This is a genomic window from Flavobacterium sp. (genome assembly GCF_035195345.1).
Lineage (GTDB): Bacteria > Bacteroidota > Bacteroidia > Flavobacteriales > Flavobacteriaceae > Flavobacterium.
The window spans coordinates 943432-959501 of the sequence record NZ_CP136574.1 but is presented as its reverse complement, the minus strand read 5'-3'; the positions used below and the strand labels follow the sequence as shown (position 1 = coordinate 959501).

The following is a 16070-nucleotide window of genomic DNA, read 5'->3' as shown; positions in this document are numbered from 1 at the left end:
TGAAGCATGAGTACTTGGCAATCCTATATTAAAGAATATCAAAATTACCTTAGGTTAGAACGTGGTCTTTCTAAAAACACCATTGAAAATTACACGTTTGATATTGAAAAGTTAGTGTTGTTTTTAAATCAACATGATATCAAGATTTCGCCAATTACTATTTCAGAAGAAATTGTACAGCAATTCATTTATGAGATTGCCTCAAAAGTAAATGCGCGCAGTCAGTCGCGAGTAATTTCAGGATTAAAAAGTTTTTTTAATTACTTAGTTTTTGAAGATTACCGAAAAGATACTCCGCTAGAGTTAATTGAAGTACCAAAAACCGGACGCAAATTACCCGATACCTTAGCAACGGAAGAAATTGATGCATTAATCTCAGCAATCGATTTATCTACTCCAGAAGGAGAACGCAATAGAGCCATGCTAGAAACTTTGTACAGCTGTGGTTTGCGTGTTTCGGAGTTGGTGGGTTTAAAAATATCTGATTTGTTTTTTGAAGAAGGTTTTATAAAAATCACAGGAAAGGGAAATAAACAGCGTTTTGTTCCTGTAGGAGGCTCTACTATTAAATACATTACTTCATATGTTAATTTGATTCGAGTGCATTATGCGGTACAAAAAGGGCATGAGGACACCTTGTTTTTAAACAGAAGAGGAAAACAGCTAACTCGGGCCATGATTTTTACAATCATCAAAGATTTAGCGCTAAAAATCAATTTGAATAAAACAATTAGTCCACACACTTTTCGACATTCGTTTGCAACCCATTTATTAGAAAACGGTGCCGATTTACGTTCGATACAATTAATGCTTGGTCATGAATCCATTACAACTACTGAAGTGTATATGCATTTAGATCGAAAATTTCTTTCGGAAGTTTTGAATAATTATCATCCACGTAAATAGTTGGCAGTCTCAGTTTTCAGTCACAGTACTATAACGTGCAAAAAAAAGATGTTTCAATTTTGAAACATCTTTTTTTTATCTGTCAACTGCGACTGCGACTGTTAACTAAAATATTATTTAGCAATATTCACAGCTCTTGTTTCGCGAATAACTGTAATTTTCACTTGACCAGGATAAGTCATTTCAGTTTGAATTTTTTGAGAAATATCAAATGATAAATTTACCGCTGCATCGTCTGATACTTTTTCACTTTCTACAATTACACGTAATTCTCTACCTGCTTGAATAGCATAAGCATTTTTAACGCCACTGAATCCGAAAGCGATATCTTCTAAATCTTTTAAACGTTGGATGTAAGAGTCTAAAACTTGTCTTCTTGCTCCTGGACGCGCTCCTGAAATAGCATCACACACTTGGATAATTGGAGAAATCAATGATTTCATTTCAATTTCGTCGTGGTGCGCTCCAATTGCGTTACAAACTTCTTCTTTTTCACCATATTTCTCAGCCCATTGCATACCTAAAATTGCGTGAGGTAATTCACTTTCGGTATCTGGTACTTTTCCTATATCGTGTAATAAACCAGCTCTTTTAGCTAATTTAACGTTTAATCCTAATTCAGCTGCCATAATACCACACAACTTAGCTACTTCTCTTGAGTGTTGTAACAAGTTTTGTCCGTAAGATGAACGGTATTTCATTCTACCCACTACTTTAATTAATTCAGGGTGTAATCCATGGATTCCTAAATCAATTACCGTACGTTTTCCGGTTTCAATAATTTCTTCGTCAATTTGTTTCGCTGTTTTAGCTACTACTTCTTCAATACGTGCTGGGTGAATACGTCCGTCTGTTACTAATTTGTGTAACGCTAAACGAGCAATTTCTCTTCGTACTGGATCAAAACAAGATAAGATAATTGCTTCTGGTGTGTCATCTACAATGATTTCAACTCCTGTTGCAGCTTCTAAAGCTCTAATGTTACGACCTTCACGACCAATAATTCTACCTTTTACATCGTCAGATTCAATGTTAAATACAGAAACACAGTTTTCTACAGCTTCTTCTGTTCCTACACGTTGAATAGTACTAATAATGATTTTCTTAGCTTCTTGATGAGCTGTCATTTTTGCTTCTTCCACGGTGTCTTGGATGAATGACATAGCATTGGTTTTAGCTTCAGCTTTTAAGCTTTCTACTAATTGTTCTTTAGCTTCTTCAGCTGATAAACCAGAAATAACTTCTAATTGCTCCACCTGACTTTTGTGAAGTCTGTCAATTTCTTGTTGTTTTTTCTCTAAAAGCTCAATTTTTGAAGAGTATTCGTTGATTTTAGCTTCGGCTTCATCGTTAACTTTTTTAGCTTTTGCTAACTCATTAGAAATTTGAGATTCTTTATCTCTAGTTCTTTTTTCAGCTTCAGCTGTTTTTTTATCTCTAGCTAAAATGACTTGTTCATGCTCTGCTTTAAGTTCTAAGAATTTTTCTTTAGCTTGAAGAATTTTCTCTTTTTTTGTAGCTTCAGCCTCAACTTTAGCGTCTTTTAAAATAGAACCAGCTTCTTTTTTTGCGTTTTTAATTAAGTTTGAAACATTGCTTTTTTCTAAAAATTTAGCAATTCCAAAACCACCTGCAATCCCGACAAAAATTCCAATTATTATGCTTAGTATATCCATTATTTGTGTTAAAAAATTATATAAAAAAAGCCTACATTAGGTGTTTGTATAAACTCTGTTATACAAGATTTGAGCTAACCTGCAGTTCAAACTTCCCACTAAAGGGCCTGTTATAGTTGCAAAGATTCACTCGTTTAATTTGTTAGTGTTGAGTTTATCAAATATATACTAATGTAGGCAGTATCTTTGTTTTATTGTAAGAACGTATTTATTTTGAGAGTAACTCACTCAATTTTTTATCCAAATTTTTCAATCGGGTAAAGTTGCTTTCATTATCTTGAGTACTCGTAATTTGTTTTTGTTCTACTTGTGCGGCAAATTGCAAGGCACACATAGCTAAAACATCTTGTTTGTCTCTCACGGCATAGCTTTGTTCAAACTGTTTAATCATAGCATCTATTTTTTTGGAAGCACTTCTTAGTCCTTCTTCTTGTGAGGGTTCCACGGTTAAAGGGTACACTCGGTCTGCTATTGATATTTTAATTTTCAGTTTTTCACTCATTTGCTTTCTAATCTGAAAGTTGGGCTATGCAATAATCAATTTCTCTGATTAATGAATTTATTTTGAGTTTTGTTTCTCTTTTATTTTCTTCACTGCCTAGTAATGAATTTACCATTTTTAGAGTATCCAATTGGTTCTTCAAAGCGTCCATTTCGCTTGATTGCGTTTGTTGATTTTTCTTAGAAAGCAACAATTCAGCCTGCAACTCTTGGTTTTTCTTTTCAAGTTGTGTCACTTTTTGATTGAGCTTGAAAAATTTAACTTCGAGAGAATCAATTAATTCAGATAATCCGTTCATTAATGATATAATTCATTTTTTTATTTCACAAAGTTAGCATTACTATTCAAAAATAGCAATACTTTTTACTAAATTTTATGAATTAATTTTTATAGTTTGTAACTTATTGTAAATTAATTCATTATTAATGGTACCGTTTTTGTTAGGTATATTTACGATATTTTTTACTATTTTAGCCCTAAACATAAGCACAATGAAATTTGTATTAGCCTTTTTACTCGCCCCTTTATTAATTTACAGTCAGGATTTTCCTCAAGATTACTTTCAATCACCCTTGGATATTCCGCTTGATTTGTCGGGTTCATTTGGTGAATTACGAAGCAATCATTTTCATTCGGGTTTAGATTTTAAAACAAAAGGGGTCGAAGGGTTGCCTGTATATGCTACTGGAGATGGTTATGTTTCTCGAATAAAAATTTCAACTTTTGGTTACGGAAAAGCAATATATATTACGCATCCAAATGGGTATACTTCGGTTTATGGTCATTTACAAAAAGCCAACGGTTCCATTCAAGAGTTCATTAAAAAAAGACAATATATAGAAAAATCGTATGAAGTGGAAATGTATTTGTATCCAACCGAATTACCTGTTAAAAAAGGGGATATAATCGCTTTTACAGGCAATACGGGAGGTAGTGGCGCTCCTCATTTACATTTTGAATTTCGAAATACAAAATCAGAAGAAATATTAAATCCGTTGCATTTTGGGTTTAAAAAAATGATTAAAGATGAACGTTTACCTGTAATTCAAGGTTTGGTAGCTTATCCGTTGGATTCTACTACAGTTAACAACTCTCAAAAACCAATCAATATTTCATTTTCTAAACAAGCCGATGGAACGTATTTAGGAGTGAAAGTAAAAGCTAATGGGAAAATGGCTTTTGGAATTAATGCGCATGATTTTTGTACCAATGCATACAATAAAAACGGTTTATATAAAGTAAAAGCTTATTTAAACGGGGTATTGTATTATCAATACGGTTTTGATGGTTTTGCTTTTGATGAGTCACGCTATATTAATAACTTTATTGATTATGAGCGATTTCATCTGATGGGACAACGGGTTCAAAAGTTATTCGAATTATCACCGTATCCACTTTCAATTGTTGAAAATAACACAAAAGATGGAACCATTAAAGTGCAGCCAGGAACGAATTATACGTATAGAGTGGAATTGTTTGATTTTCATGGGAATAAAGTAGATGTAATTATCCCAATCGAATACGCTAATTTACAGGCTACTATTAAAAATGTAATCCAAAAAACGCCTTATTTTGTAAAAGCTAAAAATGAGTCTATCTTTGAAAAAGATAAGGTTTCTGTACAAATTCCTGAAAATGCCTTTTATTCGAATTTTTATTTAAATTTTGAAGTTAATAAAGATATTTTAACCTTGCACGATGATAGTGTTCCAGTGCATAAAAATATTACAATTACCTTTAATGACGTAGAAGGTTTATCAGAAGAACAATTAGCAAAAACATATATTGCTACTTTAGAGGGCTACAAGTTAGATTATAATAAAACGTATCGAAAAGGAAACTCGTTTTCAATAAAAACCAAAACCTTAGGTAAATTTAAATTAGCACAAGATGTTACGCCTCCGAGAATTTACAATGTGAATTTTGTAGAAGGTAAAACCATAAAGGAGCAAAAAACAATCAGCGTTTCGGTAAGTGATTTACATTCTGAGATTGATACGTATAACGGATATTTGAACGGAAAATGGATTTTATTGGAGTATGATTATAAAACCAAAAAACTAGTACACAATTTAGAAGATGATATTTGCGTTCAAGGTAGGAATGATTTAAAGATTGTTGTAACGGATAATTTGCAAAATTCTACTACCTTTGAATCTTACTTTTTTAGATAATTAAAACAAATTCTTTTGAAAAATATAATTTTAGTATTCTTTGTGGGTTTATTTTCGTTGACAATTTCGGCGCAGAAAGCCCGTGTTAAAGGTGTTGTGTTGGACGAGTTTAATAATCCAGTAGAAAATGTAACAATTACGGTAGGTGATAAAGTATCGGTTTCCAATGAAAATGGTTTCTATAGTATAGAAATTGATGCCAACAAAAAGGTAACCCTTGTTTTTTCTCACGTTTCATTAAAGAAAAAATCAATTGATATTACTTTAAAACCAAATGAAGATTACGAATTAAATCCCTTAATGAACTCCAAAGTAGAAGAGTTTGGGGAAGTAATTATTACAGCAAATAGTAAAAAACGTATCGAAGGTGTCACCACCATTGATCCTGTAATTATTAGAAGAATTCCAGGTGCTAATGCAGGAATCGAAAATATCGTAAAAACCTTACCAGGCTTTAATAGTAATAACGAACTTAGTACATCGTATGCTGTTCGCGGTGGGAATTACGATGAAAACTTAGTTTATGTCAACGAAATTGAAGTGTATCGCCCTTTTTTAATTCGTTCTGGTCAACAAGAAGGGTTGAGTTTTACCAATACCGATATGGTGTACAATGTTGATGCTTCAGCTGGAGGTTTTCAAGCTAAGTATGGGGATAAATTATCTTCGGTTTTAGATATTACCTACCGAAATCCGGAGCAATTTGCAGCCAGTTTAGAAGCCAGTTTATTAGGTGGTAGCCTAACAGTTGAGGGTGTTTCTAAAAATCAAAAATGGAGTAATATTACAGGGGTTCGATACAGAGATAATAGTTTGTTAGTAAATAGTCAGGAAACGGAAACTAATTTTAAACCTACATTTTTTGATGTTCAAACCTTGCTGAATTTCAATGCTTCTACTAAATGGAATTTTAGCTTTTTAGGAAACATTTCCCAAAATAGATACAATTACGAACCATTAACGCGTCAAACCAATTTTGGAACGATTGATGAGCCTATAGCATTATTGGTTTTTTATGAAGGACAAGAAAAAGATAAATACCAAACGTTTTTTGGTGCTGGAAAAGCAGTTTACCAATACAATGAAAAAAATAAATTAAAGTTTATCCTTTCGGGCTATCATACGCAAGAGCAAGAATATTATGACATATTAGCCCAATATCGTTTGGGTGAAGTAGATGCAAATATTGGTTCGGAAACCTTTGGCGATGTTGTTTTTACGCGTGGAATTGGTTCGCAATTAAATCACGCTCGTAACGATTTAGATGCTTTAATTGTTAACACCGAAGTAAAAGGTTTTCACGAATTAAATGAAAAATCACAATTTGAATGGGGCGCAAAATTTACACTTGAAGATATTCGCGATAGAATTGTAGAATGGGAAGTTGTAGATTCTGCTGGTTTTTCATTACCTAACCCACTTTTGGATTATCAAAACGACCAACCTTACAATCCGTATGTTGGACCATTAGCACCTTATCAAAATGTAAGAGCTACAAATTTCACCAGAATCAATAGATTGTCAGGTTATGCACAATGGAATTACAGAGGAAATATAGGCGAACACGACTATTGGGTAAATGCTGGAGTTCGTGCACATCAATGGCAAGTTGATGCTGATGGTAGACCAAAAGGCGATAGCCAAATTACGTTTTCACCCAGAGCTCAGTTTGCATTTAAACCCAATTGGAATAAAGATATGTTGTTCCGATTGTCTGGAGGTTTGTATCACCAACCACCTTTTTATAGAGAATTAAGAGATGAAGATGGGGTAGTGCAAACGAATGTAAAAGCGCAACAATCGATTCATGTGGTTTTAAGTAACGATTATAGTTTTAAAATGTGGAACCGACCGTTTAAATTGGTCTCCGAAGCGTATTATAAAAATATTACCGACGTAAACACGTACACTATTGACAATGTTAGAATTCGATATGAAGCGAATAACAATGCAGAAGCTTATGCCTATGGTTTTGATACCCGACTAAATGGTGAATTTGTTCCAGGTACTGAATCATGGTTTACGTTTGGCTATTTAAAAACCGAAGAAAATCAAGATGGGAAAGGGTTTATTGCTCGTCCAACTGATCAGCGATTAAAATTTGGAGTTTTGTTTCAAGATTATATGCCTAATATTCCAAACTTACGTTTATATTTAAATTTAGTATATAACACAGGTTTGCCTGGAGGTTCTCCATCGTATGCCGATCCATATGCGTACCAATTGCGTTTAAATGATTACCGTAGAGCGGATGTTGGTTTTTCATTTGTGTTTAAAGATGAAACAATTAAATCGAGTAAAGTGTGGTTAAAACCTTTTAATGAATTTTCTTTGGGATTGGAAATTTTTAATTTATTCAACAATCAAAACGCAATTACGAATACTTGGGTGCGCGATGTGTACACCAAATCACAATACGGAATTCCTAACTATATGACCACTCGTGTTTTCAACATCAAATTGGTTGCCCGATTGTAAGCCAATAATTATTTAGTATATTTGACTATAAAATTTTTATTATGAAGCGCATCTTTTTTACTTTTTGTCTTATAACAACTTTGTTTAGTTGTAAAGAAGAAACCGAAACTCCAAAGGTAATTTATGAAGGTGGACAAGCAAAGGCTGAAACGAAAGTTAAAGATACCTCTTCTATAAAAGTAGCCGATTTGCCAATTTTAATGGAAGGCACAAAATACCTAATTCATCCTGTTGGCGATGTGAGAGTTTACGAAACAAATGGAAAAGTGTATGGAAGCAGCAAAACAAATCAAGTGAGTTATGCAATTTCTAATTATAACCGATTTGAAATTACAGGTTTTTTTGATAATTTGAATTTTCAACATATTGATTCTACAATTGTTAGTCCATTGTCTGATAAAAAAATTCAAATTCAAACAGCAACATTTTTAAATACTATAGCTTCGAAAACTAAAAAGCAAATAATGGTTTATTCGCTTGTAGACTCAGATACTAATAAAGATGGTAAAGTAGATCAAAATGATATTAAATCACTATATATTAGTTCAATTAGTGGTCAAAATTTCACAAAACTTTCAGAAGAGTTTCAAGAATTAATCGATTGGAACATCATTGAAGCACAAAATCGCTTATATTTTAGATGTATTGAAGATATCAATAAAAACGGTGCATTTGATAAAAATGATAAAGTACATTATCACTACGTAAACTTATTAGCTGAGGATTGGAAAGTGGAAGTTTATACTCCGAATTAAGGTTATTATTGTTAAGTTTTTATAATGTCTGAAATTATTTTATGAATAAAATTTTAAGCTTTCTTATGTTTTTTATTGCTTTATCAAGTTTTGGTCAAGCAAATTCTGTTGAAAAAATTAAAATTAATAAAGGCAAAATCGCTATAATAGAATATGATAAAAATTGGGTTTTTCCATTTAAAAATGCAGAATCAGCACAACTGAATGATACAGATTTTAAAGAAATTGAAAGGTTATTAATTGAGTGTGCTACAAAATCAAATGAGTTACTTCCTTTAAAAAAATATTACAGGCAATATGTTGTTGTGAAAAATGAAAATGGAGAAAAGGAAGTTTACATAAATTGTATGTGTGAATTAGTGGGTCTCGATTTTGCAGATTGGAAAAAAGAATTAATTGACATAGCAGATGGTGGAAATTGCTATTTTAATGTGAAAATAAATTTAAGTTCAAAAGTTTACTATAATTTGATGATAAACTTGCAAGGCTAAATTAGTAGTAACTCAAAAGTTCAAAAAAATCAGTTCAATAAACGTTGCAAAGCATCAGTTTCATCAGCGTTCCAACTCTAAATCAAAATATCACTCTCTAAATCCGATTTCTCAATTTCGAAATCAAATCCCAATTTGGAAACCAATTCGATGACTAATTTTTTATACCAGTTTTCACTTTTGGGGTGAATGTAGATTTTTTCTATTAGTTGGTTCAGATTAACGTCTATTTTTAATCCATTATCAATGGTCATTCCACTAGCAGAAACGTCAGAGATAATGCGAATTTCTCTCTCATATTGAAAACTTTTACGTTTGAATAAGAATGGAAAAAACGTATCATCAAAAGGAATAAACTCTTTTTTATAATCAATATAGTTTACTGCTCCAATGTATTGTTCGGTTTGTCTTTCAGGTTGTAGAGCTTCTTTTAGTCTTCCAATAGTAGTTTGAATGGCTAAACCTTCTGTATTTTGAGTGAAAATTTGCCACATGGCAAAGGATTCGTATTCATTAATGTGCCAACTACTAATCACCACTTTTTCGCGATGCGATTTGTAATAGTCTAAAAATTTAGAATTGTTTGCCGCAATTTTCTTAATTTCCTCAAAAGTAGGTTCCGAAAACGTGCCTTCATATTGATCTTCAAACTTATCAGAGCGTGACATAAATAATTGACGCGACATTAACATGTCTAAAAATTTAGACAAGTCCAAATATTTCCAAACAATGGTGTCATTGTCATCGGGTAAAGTAATATTTGAGCTGTTTATGTACATTTTTTAAGTTCAAATTTCAATGTCAAAAATCAAATTCAATTACAAGTTCAAAATTAAATTAAAAAAGAAATTCCTAATAGTATGACAAGTTTGTGCATAAATCTTAAATGACTTAATACATAAAGATACTCAACTTCAAAACTTATCTGGCTTATATGTTTAAATTCAAAAATCTGTTTAAATCCGCGTTTCGCTTTAGCGAATCAGTGTCATCCGCGTGCTAATTTACTCGAAACTCTGCATCATTACTAATTTCGAATACGTTCCGTTTATAGCCAATAATTCATCATGCGTCCCTTGTTCTACAATTTCACCTTTTTGCATTACGACAATCTTATCTGCTTTTTGAATGGTAGATAAACGGTGTGCAATTACGATTGATGTTCTATTTTGCATCATGTTTTCCAAAGCAACCTGAACAAATTTTTCGCTTTCTGTATCTAAAGCCGAAGTCGCTTCATCCAAAATCATAATCGGAGGATTTTTCAAAACCGCTCTCGCTATCGATAAACGTTGTTTTTGCCCGCCCGAAAGTTTTCCACCGGCATCGCCAATGTTGGTTTCAATTCCGTTAGGTAAATCTTTTACAAATTCGTAGGCATTGGCTATTTTCAAAGCGGCAATAATTTCTTCATCAGTTGCATCTTGTTTGCCTAAACGAATATTGTTTTTAATGGTATCATTAAATAAAATAGAATCTTGTGTAACCAGTCCCATCAAATCGCGAAGTGAATGTAAAGTAATATCTTTAATATCGATTCCGTCGATTTTTACGGTTCCTTCTTGAACATCATAAAAACGAGTCAATAAATTCGCAATCGTACTTTTACCTGAACCCGATTGCCCAACTAAAGCCACCGTTTTTCCTTTTGGTACTTCTAGCGAAAAGTTTTTCAACACATTTTCTTCAGCATAACTGAAGTTGATGTTCTCAATACTGATTTTATTGTTGAAAGAATCTTTTACAATTGCATTTGGTTTGTCTGTAATGGTGTTTTCAACTTCTAAAATTTCGAATACACGTTCCGCAGCAGCCAATCCGTTTTTTACAGCATAAGAAGCTTTAGAGATAGATTTTGCGGGAGTTAAAATATTGTAAGCTAATCCCAAATACACAATAAATAAAGCACCATTTAATGTTTTATCAACTAAAACCAAATTACCACCATACCATAAAAGTATTGCAATTGTAACTATTCCCATGAATTCGCTCATTGGAGAAGCTAAATTATTTTTCTTTCCGATGCTATTGTTTAAACGAAGCAATCGATCTATTGAATTATTGAAGATGGTTTTAAAATAACTTTCAGCATTATAACTTTTAACGACTTTTAGTCCGCTTAAACTTTCTTCTACCACTGAAATTAAAAAACCATTTTCCTTTTGAGCGTTTTGAGATTTTGATTTTAAACTTTTACCAATTTTAGAAATGATAAAACCTGAAATTGGAATAAAAATAAAAACAAAAAGTGTTAATTCTAAACTTATTCGCATCATGGCTATAATAGCAAAAACAATCGTTAAAGGCTCTTTTACTATAAGTTCCAAAACCATGAAAAACGAATTTTGAACTTCATTAACATCACCTAACATTCTAGCCATAACATCCCCTTTTCTTTTTTCAGAGTAGTAGGAGATAGGTAATGAAATAATTTTATCGTACATTTTTTCACGTAAATCACGAAGTACGCCGTTTTTTACTTTTGTTAAATGTTGTGATGCAAAATAGTTGAATATGTTTTTGAATAAAAAGGTTGAAATTACTAATGCGACTGTTAAAAATAACGCATATTGAGGTCCGTTTTCTATGGATAATTTAGTAATATAAAATTGTAAATATTGTTTTCCGTATGTACCTAATTCCCAAACTCCTGTATATTTTGGCAATTCTGTAACAGCTTCGTTCATTTTAAACAAAACTTCCATTAGAGGAAAAAGTGCTACAAATGATAGTGTACTAAATAAGGCATATAAAACATTAAAAAACACATTCCAAAAAATGTGTCCTTTGAATTTTTTTGCAAACGGAATTATCTTTTTAAAATTTTCGTCCATTTAGTTTAATTTCATTGCCGAAATAATTCCTGCAATTTTGTTATCCAATTCTTTTTCAACTGATTCAGCGTTTTCAATCGTGTCTAAAACCCCATTTACGCTGAAATAGAATTTAATTTTAGGTTCGGTACCACTTGGTCTTGCGCAAATTTTACTTCCGTCTTCCAAATAATAAATTAATACGTTTGATTTTGGAATATGGATTTCAAATTCCTCATTGTTCATGAAGTCTTTTCCTTTAGAAGCTTGATAATCTTCGATACAAATTACACGCTGTCCGTTGATTTCCTTTAGCGGATTTTCGCGTAAATCAATCATCATTTGTTTGATTTCATTGGCGCCTTCAATTCCTTTTTTGGTAATTGAAATTAAATGTTCTTTGTAGCAACCAAAATCAATATATAAATTCAATAATTCTTGATATAACGAACTTCCCGAAGCTTTTGCTTGCGCTGCAATTTCACTCACTAATAAAATAGCGGCAACAGCATCTTTATCACGAACGGCATCACCCACCATAAATCCAAAACTTTCTTCACCACCTCCTATAAATTGTTGATTTGGGAAATCTTTAATGAATTTCGCAATCCATTTGAAACCTGTTAACCCAACTTTACATTCCACATCATAAGCTGCTGCTAATTCTAACATCATTGGCGTAGAAACAATAGTAGAGCCAATAAATTCATTTCCTTTGAATTTATCAGCACGTTTCCACTGTTCTAATAAGAACGCGGTCATGATTACCATCGTTTGGTTTCCGTTCAATAATTTGATTTTTCCATCCAAATCACGAACCGCAACACCTAAACGGTCAGAATCTGGGTCCGTTCCCACAACCATATCCGCTCCAATTTTGTCAGCCAAAGCAATTGCCATAGATAAGGCTTCAGGTTCTTCTGGATTTGGAGATTTTACAGTAGGAAAATCACCATTGGGTTCCGCTTGTTCTGGAACAATGTTTACATCGGTATAACCTGCTTTTGCCAAAACATTTGGAATAGCTTTTATAGATGTTCCGTGCAATGAAGTGTATACAATTTTTAAATTTGCTTTAGCTTCAGTTGGTGTATTAAAACTTGCATTTTCGATAGTTGATTTGGCGAAAGCTTCGTCCACTTTGGTGTCAATATATTCGATTAAATTGTTATTTGCTTCGAACTTAATTTCGCTGTATTTTAAATCTTCGATTACTTTAATAATTTCAGCATCTTGAGGTGGAACTAATTGACCTCCATCTTGCCAATATACTTTGTATCCGTTGTATTCTGGTGGGTTGTGAGAAGCTGTCAATACAATTCCAGCATGGCAATTCAAATAACGAACTGCAAAGGATAATTCTGGCGTTGGTCGCATATCTGAAAACAAATACACGTGGATTCCGTTTGCTGAAAAAACATCTGCTACCACTTTTGCCAACTTATCACTATTGTGACGACAATCATAAGCAATAGCTACTTTTAAAGGCTCGTTTGGAAACGATTTTTGCAAATAGTTTGATAGACCTTGTGTGTTTTTTCCTAACGTATATTTATTGATACGGTTGGTTCCAACACCCATAACACCGCGCATTCCGCCCGTTCCAAACTCTAAATTTTTATAGAAACTTTCTTCCAACTCTTTAGGAGCCGAAGTCATCATTTCTTTGATTGCGTTTTGAGTTGCATTGTCAAAAGTAGGAGTTAACCACTCGTTTACTTTATTTAAAATACTTTGTTCGATGTGCATAATCTTATTTCTTTTTGAAGCCAATTTTGCTTCTTTCTTTTTGTTCTATATTTTTCTGATGGGTGTCCATCAGATAATTTAAAGCTTTGTATATTTCAGGAAACTGTTGTTCAATTTCTGAAACTCTATTTGTGATTTCTTCCAAAGACAAAATTGAATTTCTAAGCACTACAAAAGTTCTCATAATTGCAATATTGACTTCAATTGCTTTCTTTGAATTTAATACTGAAGACAACATGGCAACACCTTGTTCAGTAAATGCAAAAGGCATATATCTTGTTCCACCGTAACTTGAGGTCACAATTTGTGACCTCAAATTGTCGAATTCTTCTTTTGTAAGTTCAAACATAAAATCATCAGGAAATCGTTCAATATTTCTTCTTACGGCTTGTTTTAAAATTCTTGTTTCAGTTTCATAAAGTTCTGCAAGATCAAAATCTAACATTATTTTATAACCTCTAATTTCATGAATTTTTTGTGTAATAATCTCTAATTTTTGCATGGCGTATATAATTTAAATGGTTAATAATTCTATTTCACTTTCAACTCTCAACTCCCAACTCCCAACTCTTCACTAATCTTATAGCGTTCTTCGTTGTTTTTGGTTCTTAGGATAATTTCACCTAAAAATCCGGCTAAGAATAATTGTGTTCCTATTAACATTGCAGTTAATGATAAGTAAAACTGAGGTCTCTCGGTTATTAATCTTCCTGAGGTGTTGATGAATAATTTATCGATTCCTAAATAGAAAGCGAATAAAAATCCAATGATAAACATGATAGAACCTAATAATCCGAAAAGGTGCATTGGTCTTTTTCCGAAAGTTGATAAAAACCAAATGGTAATTAAATCTAAGAAACCATTGATAAAGCGGCTCATTCCAAATTTAGAATTTCCGTATTTTCTAGCTTGATGGATTACAATTTTTTCACCGATTTTTCCAAAACCAGCATTTTTTGCTAAAACTGGAATGTAACGGTGCATTTCACCCGAAACTTCTATATTCTTAATAACGATATTTTTATAGGCTTTTAATCCACAATTAAAATCGTTTAAATGAACACCCGATGTTTTTCGAGCTGCCCAATTGAATAATTTTGACGGAATATTTTTTGCCACAACCGAATCGTAGCGTTTTTTCTTCCAACCCGAAATCAAGTCATATTTATCTTCTGTAATTAAGCGAAATAACTCTGGGATTTCGTCTGGACTATCTTGTAAATCAGCATCCATAGTGATAATAACATCGCCTTGTGCTTTGACAAAACCAGCATGTAACGCTTGTGATTTTCCGTAATTTCTAAGAAAACGAATGCCTTTTACATTTGGGTTTTCACTTGAAAGTTGTGAAATAGTTTGCCAAGAAGCATCGGTACTACCATCATCAATAAAAAGGATTTCGTATGAATAGTTATGACTTTGCATCACTTTCACAATCCATTGGTGTAATTCAGGTAACGATTCTTGTTCGTTTAATAAGGGGATAACTATGGATAAATTCATTGATTTAGAATACAGGTTTATTTTTTTTGAAGATGGCAGCTAAAATTAATCCAAAAACTATTGAACCTAATAATGATTTTAATACGCCATATAGAAGACCTGTAATAGAAAATTGAGGTGTTTCTTTCATACCTTCAACAACTTTTTTAATTTCTCCTGCTGGAACGTTCCATTTTTGCAGATTTTCAACTTGAAAAGTTATAAGTTCTTCATGGATTAAATCTCTGGTTTCTGTATCAATAAAATTAAATAAGAGTATTGAAAATCCAGTAGAAATTAATATTCCAATTAAAGCCGAAATAAAATATCCAGTAAATCCTTCTTTAAATGTCATAAATCCACCTAAATTTTTTCTTAATTCAGATAACTGAAAAATTCCAATAGCAAGGAAAGCTAATAAAACTGCAATGCCCAACCAAATATTAATAAAAAGCTTGTAATCAACAATATACAAAGCCAAAAAATAAAAAATGCTAAATAATCCACTGATTACTCCAAATTTAATTCCGTTTTTTTTAATAATTTCGTTCATAGTTTGTTTTGGTTTAATTAATTTACAAATATAAGAATTCTTCTCGTTACTCTATTAGAGATAAAAAATAAAAAAAAGTTACAGAAACATTGGTAAATTAAAAATTAAATGTAATTTTGCGCTCTGAAATAAAAAGTTTATAAACCAAAAGGTTATAAATTGTTTACACCTCTTTTAATGTAGAGCCGCGAAACAAGTTATAATCGCTTAATAAAAAAGATTTACAAAATGAAAAAAGGTATTCATCCAGAAAATTACAGATTAGTTGCTTTTAAAGACATGTCAAATGAAGATGTTTTTATTACTAAATCTACAGTAGAAACAAAAGAAACTATTACTCATGAAGGTGTTGAGTATCCAGTTTTCAAAATGGAGATTTCTAGAACGTCTCACCCTTTTTACACAGGTAAATCTAAACTTATTGATACTGCAGGTCGTATCGATAAATTCAACAGCAAATACGCTAAAAAAGCAAAATAATTTTTTGTTTT

The 16070-nt window shown here is 32.1% G+C and carries 15 protein-coding genes; 6 read left to right on the top strand and 9 right to left on the bottom strand.

The window, feature by feature from the left end; all coding sequences use genetic code 11:
• Window positions 1-6: 6 nt before the first annotated feature.
• On the top strand, window positions 7-906 hold the full coding sequence (xerD, locus tag RSE15_RS04595) for a site-specific tyrosine recombinase XerD (protein WP_324069790.1): 900 nt from the start codon (window positions 7-9) through the stop codon (window positions 904-906).
• A 113-nt stretch (window positions 907-1019) separates the two neighbouring features.
• On the opposite strand, the gene rny is transcribed toward xerD, so the two are convergent.
• The 3 genes from rny to RSE15_RS04580 all read right to left on the bottom strand — a co-directional run bounded on the left by rny (window position 1020) and on the right by RSE15_RS04580 (window position 3382).
• On the bottom strand, window positions 1020-2582 hold the full coding sequence (gene rny / locus RSE15_RS04590) for a ribonuclease Y (RefSeq protein ID WP_324069789.1): 1563 nt from the start codon (window positions 2580-2582) through the stop codon (window positions 1020-1022).
• A 208-nt stretch (window positions 2583-2790) separates the two neighbouring features.
• The gene (locus RSE15_RS04585) at window positions 2791-3084 is read right to left on the bottom strand and encodes a cell division protein ZapA (protein WP_324069788.1); all 294 of its coding nucleotides are present in this window, start codon (window positions 3082-3084) and stop codon (window positions 2791-2793) included.
• A 7-nt stretch (window positions 3085-3091) separates the two neighbouring features.
• Window positions 3092-3382: a hypothetical protein gene (locus RSE15_RS04580; RefSeq protein WP_324069787.1), complete on the bottom strand. Its 291-nt coding sequence runs from the start codon at window positions 3380-3382 to the stop codon at window positions 3092-3094.
• 193 nt (window positions 3383-3575) lie between these two features.
• Here RSE15_RS04580 and RSE15_RS04575 point away from each other — a divergent pair, with 193 nt between their 5' ends.
• The 4 genes from RSE15_RS04575 to RSE15_RS04560 are packed head-to-tail and all read left to right on the top strand — an operon-like array spanning window position 3576 to window position 8982.
• Window positions 3576-5258: a M23 family metallopeptidase gene (locus RSE15_RS04575; RefSeq protein WP_324069786.1), complete on the top strand. Its 1683-nt coding sequence runs from the start codon at window positions 3576-3578 to the stop codon at window positions 5256-5258.
• 9 nt (window positions 5259-5267) lie between these two features.
• Window positions 5268-7736, top strand: coding sequence for a carboxypeptidase-like regulatory domain-containing protein (locus tag RSE15_RS04570; protein WP_416380768.1), 2469 nt, complete (start codon window positions 5268-5270; stop codon window positions 7734-7736).
• Window positions 7737-7777: 41 nt separating this feature from the next.
• Window positions 7778-8491, top strand: coding sequence for a hypothetical protein (locus RSE15_RS04565; protein WP_324069784.1), 714 nt, complete (start codon window positions 7778-7780; stop codon window positions 8489-8491).
• 41 nt (window positions 8492-8532) lie between these two features.
• Window positions 8533-8982 (top strand): hypothetical protein, encoded by a 450-nt coding sequence (locus RSE15_RS04560; protein WP_324069783.1) that lies wholly within the window; start codon window positions 8533-8535, stop codon window positions 8980-8982.
• Between the two features lie 77 nt (window positions 8983-9059).
• Here the strand turns inward: RSE15_RS04560 and RSE15_RS04555 are convergent, their stop codons facing one another.
• The 6 genes from RSE15_RS04555 to RSE15_RS04530 form a co-directional block, all read right to left on the bottom strand.
• The gene (locus RSE15_RS04555; protein ID WP_324069782.1) at window positions 9060-9761 is read right to left on the bottom strand and encodes a hypothetical protein; all 702 of its coding nucleotides are present in this window, start codon (window positions 9759-9761) and stop codon (window positions 9060-9062) included.
• 225 nt (window positions 9762-9986) lie between these two features.
• On the bottom strand, window positions 9987-11816 hold the full coding sequence (locus RSE15_RS04550) for an ABC transporter ATP-binding protein (protein ID WP_324069781.1): 1830 nt from the start codon (window positions 11814-11816) through the stop codon (window positions 9987-9989).
• On the bottom strand, window positions 11817-13544 hold the full coding sequence (locus tag RSE15_RS04545; RefSeq protein WP_324069780.1) for a phospho-sugar mutase: 1728 nt from the start codon (window positions 13542-13544) through the stop codon (window positions 11817-11819).
• A 4-nt stretch (window positions 13545-13548) separates the two neighbouring features.
• Window positions 13549-14046: an ORF6N domain-containing protein gene (locus tag RSE15_RS04540; RefSeq protein WP_324069779.1), complete on the bottom strand. Its 498-nt coding sequence runs from the start codon at window positions 14044-14046 to the stop codon at window positions 13549-13551.
• Between the two features lie 47 nt (window positions 14047-14093).
• On the bottom strand, window positions 14094-15047 hold the full coding sequence (locus tag RSE15_RS04535; RefSeq protein WP_324069778.1) for a glycosyltransferase family 2 protein: 954 nt from the start codon (window positions 15045-15047) through the stop codon (window positions 14094-14096).
• A 4-nt stretch (window positions 15048-15051) separates the two neighbouring features.
• Window positions 15052-15579 carry a DUF4199 domain-containing protein gene (locus RSE15_RS04530; protein WP_324069777.1) on the bottom strand — a complete coding sequence of 176 codons (528 nt, stop codon included), beginning with the start codon at window positions 15577-15579 and terminating at the stop codon, window positions 15052-15054.
• 228 nt (window positions 15580-15807) lie between these two features.
• On the opposite strand from RSE15_RS04530, the gene RSE15_RS04525 reads away from it, so the two are divergent.
• The gene (locus RSE15_RS04525; RefSeq protein ID WP_026724762.1) at window positions 15808-16059 is read left to right on the top strand and encodes a type B 50S ribosomal protein L31; all 252 of its coding nucleotides are present in this window, start codon (window positions 15808-15810) and stop codon (window positions 16057-16059) included.
• Window positions 16060-16070: the final 11 nt, after the last annotated feature.

Excerpts from the sequence above, each read along its gene's own strand:
- xerD (WP_324069790.1), top strand. The coding sequence starts at position 7 with ATGAGTACTTGGCAATCCTATATTAAAGAATATCAAAATTACCTTAGG.
- rny (WP_324069789.1), bottom strand. The coding sequence starts at position 2,582 with ATGGATATACTAAGCATAATAATTGGAATTTTTGTCGGGATTGCAGGT.
- RSE15_RS04585 (WP_324069788.1), bottom strand. The coding sequence starts at position 3,084 with ATGAGTGAAAAACTGAAAATTAAAATATCAATAGCAGACCGAGTGTAC.
- RSE15_RS04580 (WP_324069787.1), bottom strand. The coding sequence starts at position 3,382 with ATGAACGGATTATCTGAATTAATTGATTCTCTCGAAGTTAAATTTTTC.
- RSE15_RS04575 (WP_324069786.1), top strand. The coding sequence starts at position 3,576 with ATGAAATTTGTATTAGCCTTTTTACTCGCCCCTTTATTAATTTACAGT.
- RSE15_RS04565 (WP_324069784.1), top strand. The coding sequence starts at position 7,778 with ATGAAGCGCATCTTTTTTACTTTTTGTCTTATAACAACTTTGTTTAGT.
- RSE15_RS04560 (WP_324069783.1), top strand. The coding sequence starts at position 8,533 with ATGAATAAAATTTTAAGCTTTCTTATGTTTTTTATTGCTTTATCAAGT.
- RSE15_RS04555 (WP_324069782.1), bottom strand. The coding sequence starts at position 9,761 with ATGTACATAAACAGCTCAAATATTACTTTACCCGATGACAATGACACC.
- RSE15_RS04550 (WP_324069781.1), bottom strand. The coding sequence starts at position 11,816 with ATGGACGAAAATTTTAAAAAGATAATTCCGTTTGCAAAAAAATTCAAA.
- RSE15_RS04545 (WP_324069780.1), bottom strand. The coding sequence starts at position 13,544 with ATGCACATCGAACAAAGTATTTTAAATAAAGTAAACGAGTGGTTAACT.
- RSE15_RS04540 (WP_324069779.1), bottom strand. The coding sequence starts at position 14,046 with ATGCAAAAATTAGAGATTATTACACAAAAAATTCATGAAATTAGAGGT.
- RSE15_RS04535 (WP_324069778.1), bottom strand. The coding sequence starts at position 15,047 with ATGAATTTATCCATAGTTATCCCCTTATTAAACGAACAAGAATCGTTA.
- RSE15_RS04530 (WP_324069777.1), bottom strand. The coding sequence starts at position 15,579 with ATGAACGAAATTATTAAAAAAAACGGAATTAAATTTGGAGTAATCAGT.
- RSE15_RS04525 (WP_026724762.1), top strand. The coding sequence starts at position 15,808 with ATGAAAAAAGGTATTCATCCAGAAAATTACAGATTAGTTGCTTTTAAA.